Raw genomic sequence first — 4,570 nt, forward strand, 5'->3', positions numbered from 1 at the left:
CTTTTGGTGCAATTGGAATTCGGGACATGGGATCGGGCCAGAGCCTGGTCCTACTTGGGAAACTTTTCGGTTGAGGACGGCCTCCGTGCCAACGGCTGTGAGTGCGTGACGATTCCGGCACTCTGCGACATTCCGGACACTTCGCCGTTGTCTTGGTTACACCATGCGAAAGATCTCCTGACCGGCAGACGCTTCGATCAGGTCTGGGTATGGTTGGTGCACAATCGCTATTCGGATGCGTTTCTCGGATGGCTTGCCGAACTGGCGCCGGTGCGGGTCGGGCTCATCATGGAGTCGTTGCGGTATAGCGAAGAGGAGTACCGGCGTTGGCCGCATTTGCGGGAACGCGCCGGGCTTGCCGAACGGCAAGTGAGCTATATGACGCACGTGCTGACTGCGGACGAGCACGATGCTGAGATGTTCAATCAAGCCGGTTTGGTTCAGGCCTTATTTTGGCCATCGGCGGTGCCGTCCCGTTTCATTACCACAACGATCCAACAACCATCCCGCCGTGAGGCAGCGTTTTACGGGGAACTATATGGAGAGCGGAAAGCATGGTTGGCAATGCGTGGGTTGAAGGACTTGCTGATTCATCCGCCACCTGCAGAAGCGGCGACAGAGTTTCCCCTGCTCTTCAATGCGTTGCATCAGCAGATGGCCGAACGGCTCCAATCGGGGTGGCTGCCTCATCCGGCCGCACTCACGGAGTATGTGGGTCTATGGCGGCGGTTGCGGGAAGCCATTTTCGTCAATTGGTTAGCGAGCCTCAAGCCTTGGAGTGCGATCGTCAATCTTCCCAGCCTCTTTCAATCCTACGCAGGACGTGTCGTGGAAGCCATGGCCGCGGGTCGTCCTGTCATCTCGTGGAAAATTCCTGATCGGCCTCGCACACAGGACTTGTTCAAGGCTGGGCGAGAGATCCTCTTATATCCCAGGGATCGCCCCGTAGTTTTGGAGCAACATGTGAAGCGGATAGCACGCGACGCTGACTTCGCCAGAAACATCGCCGAAGCTGCCAGCGCGGAATTGCTTCGGTCTCATACGGCTGAAGCTCGTGCACGGCAGTGGTTGGACTGGATCGAGACTGGGCAGCCTCCCGTGGCTCCTAATGCAACAGCGGAGGCCGCTGTTCTGGATGCGAGCTCATCCCGGCCGTTCTCCAAGCTAACTGTCGACTTATCCGACGAAGAGATACGCGCCGCAACCACGGTCTTCGTGCTAACGGGAGATGGTCCCGCGTTCGCTGCTTGTCTGGAAGCCCTGCGCAAACAAGACGGACCGCCGTTCAAGCTGGATATTATTCGAAACGTGTGTTCGTTCAGCGCAGCGGCGCAAGCGATGATTGATCGCTGTCGCACCCCATATTTCATTCAGGTTGACGAGGACATGGTCTTGGCGCCGGATGCCGTGGCTTCGATGGAGAACGTGATGGCGGCCGCGCCTGACGACGTCGGAATGATCTGCTTCCATTTGTTCGACGAGGATCGCGGTATGCCGATTCAAGGGGTGAAGATTTATCGAACGGCGCTCATCAAGGCGCTCACGTTCCAAGACGTAAAGGCCAGCGAGATTGATCTCCTGGAACAGATGGGCTGGCATGGTCTCCAATGGATCCTCCATCCGGACGTCAAAGGGCTGCACGGAACAGTATGTACACCCGATACGATCTACCGCCGGTACAAGACCATGTATGAAAAGGACATCCGGCAATGGAACGTCCTGACATCCGACATCCGCCGGAAGGCCGACGCATTCCGGCAATCCGGCGATCCGCTTCAACTCTTCGCATTGTTGGGCGCGGTGCACGGTATCATCAATGCCCCTCTGGCAGCTGATCCCGAAAAGGACGCCCGCGCTTATGATTTTGTAGAACTCGATGTGTTCAAGCGGTTGTTTCTGACGGATCCGCCCATGGCGCCATCCTATGCCGCCGCACAACAGGCGCTGGCCGCTCATAAGCCAATCCCCTTCGAACGAGTGCAGTGGAAAGGCGGGAATGATCGAAATCCGCCGCCGCAAGTCGAGCCGGAATCCGGCGAAATGTCAACAGCCGGCAACGGATCGCAGATCAGCGATCCGGCGGACCAAGTGAACGGAGGCGTCATGAACTCGGATTCGTTCTATGTAAATTTGTTCGTCAATGCTCCGGCTTGGTCGGCGCCGCAGCCGAACGCCGACGAGTCGGCACGGTGGAGCAAGATTGCCGCCTTCCTGGAATACATTCTTCGGCGGGTTCAACAGAGTGAGCCTGGCCGGCGGCTGCGCATTCTGGATGTCGGATGCGGGCGAGGCTGGTTGACGAATCTGGCGACTATGTACGGAAGCTGCGAGGGGATTGAGCCGGTCGCCGGCGTCGTCGAGCACGCGCGCAAGCTGTTCCCTCATCTTCGGTTTGAGGCCGGGACGGCGGAAGTCGTATCGGAACGCGCCGATTTTGAGCCCTACGATGTGATCCTGACATCGGAAGTTATCGAGCACGTGCCTCATGGCCAGAAAGAGAACTTCCTCGCGCAACTATTCAGACTGTTGAAGCCGGACGGGTACGTCGTGCTCACGACTCCACGCGGAGAAATGTGGGAACAGTGGAAGACCATCGCGCCGCCCAACCAACCGGTGGAGGACTGGGTGACTGAAGAGCAACTGCGGGTTCTTTTCACCTCCCAGGGTTTTGTCGAAATGGGTCTGGACCGAATTCATGTCGAGGTTCCGGGCTTGCGTTACGTGCCGGCGCCCACACCGGCCGACCTCCGCTCCATGAATCTGTTGCCCATCTATCAAGTCTGGGTCTGCCAACGGACCGTCGATCGGATCCCTGTTCCTTTTACACGCACACCGAAAGTATCCGTCATCGTCCCGACATACAATCGCCCCGATCGTCTCCGAACGGCGCTCGCGAGCCTGGCCGCGCAGACATATCAAGACTTCGAGGTCATCATCGTCAACGATGCCGGTTGTGACGTGGGGGCCGTCGTGGCTGCCTGTGTTGATCGGTGCCGAATCATGACCATCACTCACGATCGAAACCGTGGATTGGCTGCAGCCCGCAACAGTGGACTCCGTGCGGCGAAAGGCACCTATATCGCGTATCTCGATGACGATGATCGGTATCTCCCGAATCATTTGGAAACGCTTGTCGGCTATTTGGATCGTCACGAATGCCGCGTCGCGTACACTGACGCCTGGCGAGTGCAGGAACGATGGAGCGACGGCGGGTATGTCGAGACGGGGCGTGATGTGCCGTACTCCTATGATTTCAAACCGGCGGAGCTACTGGTGTCCAACTACTTTCCGGTCCTCTGCGTGATGCACGACCGAGCCTGTCTCGATGAGGTGGGCCTATTCGACGAATCTCTCTTCGCCCATGAAGATTGGGATCTCTGGATCCGCATGGCGACCAGGTTCCCGTTTAAACACTTGCCGATCAGGACGGCCGAGTTCACCTGGCGAACCGACGGTAGTTCCATGACCAGCGGGACGCGTGAGACCTATCGGCGTACGACCGAGATCATTTATCGGAAATACAGGCCGTATGCAGACCGCATCGGAGGTGTGCGCCAAGCGCAGGACAAGCGTCTCACCGAGATGCGGACGATCGGAGATGCCAAGAGGTATACCTGTTCCATCATCATGCCCGTTTGTAACCGAATGGAGTTGACGAAAGATTGTCTGACGGCCTTGGCGGAGTTGAAAGACCAGCCGGAGTACGAACTGATCATCGTGGACAATGGGTCCACCGACGGCACGACGGATTTTCTCCGCCAACTGAGCGGAGATGTTCGGACCATCGCCAATGAGGAGAATCTCGGGTTCGCCAAGGCTTGCAACCAAGGAGCTGCAGCCGCCCGAGGGAAATATCTCGTCTTCCTGAACAATGACACGATTCCCCAGCCAGGATGGTTGACGGCGTTGGTGGCGGAAGTAGACAGCCATGCGGAGGTTGGCATTGTCGGCAGCAAACTGTTGTATCCTGACGGCACGGTTCAACATGCCGGCGTCGTTCGGGACTGTGCGCGCCGCTTGCCCTACCATATCTACAAGAACTTTGCCGCCAGCCATCCGGCCGTGAACCAGCGCAGAGAGTTCCAAATCGTCACGGCTGCCTGCCTGCTGATCAGGCGAGCCTTGTTTGAAGAAGTGGAGGGATTCGACGAAGAATACGTGAACGGGTTCGAAGATGCGGATCTGTGCCTGAAAGCCCAAGAGCGGGGCTACGTCGTCGTTTATCAACCCCGAAGCGTCGTCATTCATCTCGAAAGCCAAACTCCTGGCAGGAAGCTCCATGACGATGCGAACGTGACTCGTTTTTTGGACCGGTGGAAGGCGCAATGGTGGGCGGCCGACGAAGACCTGCATTTCCATGTGAGCGGTTTCAAATTGAAACGAGTGTTTCGTCACGGTCGTGAGGGGAGTGACATTCACATGTTCAACGACATCAAGGATCGCGCCGCGTGGGCCCACGTCGCCGCCACTCAGGCCGCCGCCTTGAAGCAAGACTGGCCGGCAGTGAAGCGGGAATTGAGTCTGGCTGCGGACTGGCCGGACGATCCTGCGATATTGGCCTGGGCGTCAT

General features: G+C 57.8%; 1 protein-coding gene. It reads left to right on the plus strand.

Going from position 1 to position 4,570, the window contains the following annotated elements; all coding sequences use genetic code 11:
* Nucleotides 1–4,570, plus strand: a 4,570-nt coding sequence (locus ACOSYY_RS06180) for a glycosyltransferase (protein ID WP_421661390.1), incomplete at both ends; no start/stop codon positions are given.

This window comes from Nitrospira sp. BLG_2 (assembly GCF_049222245.1).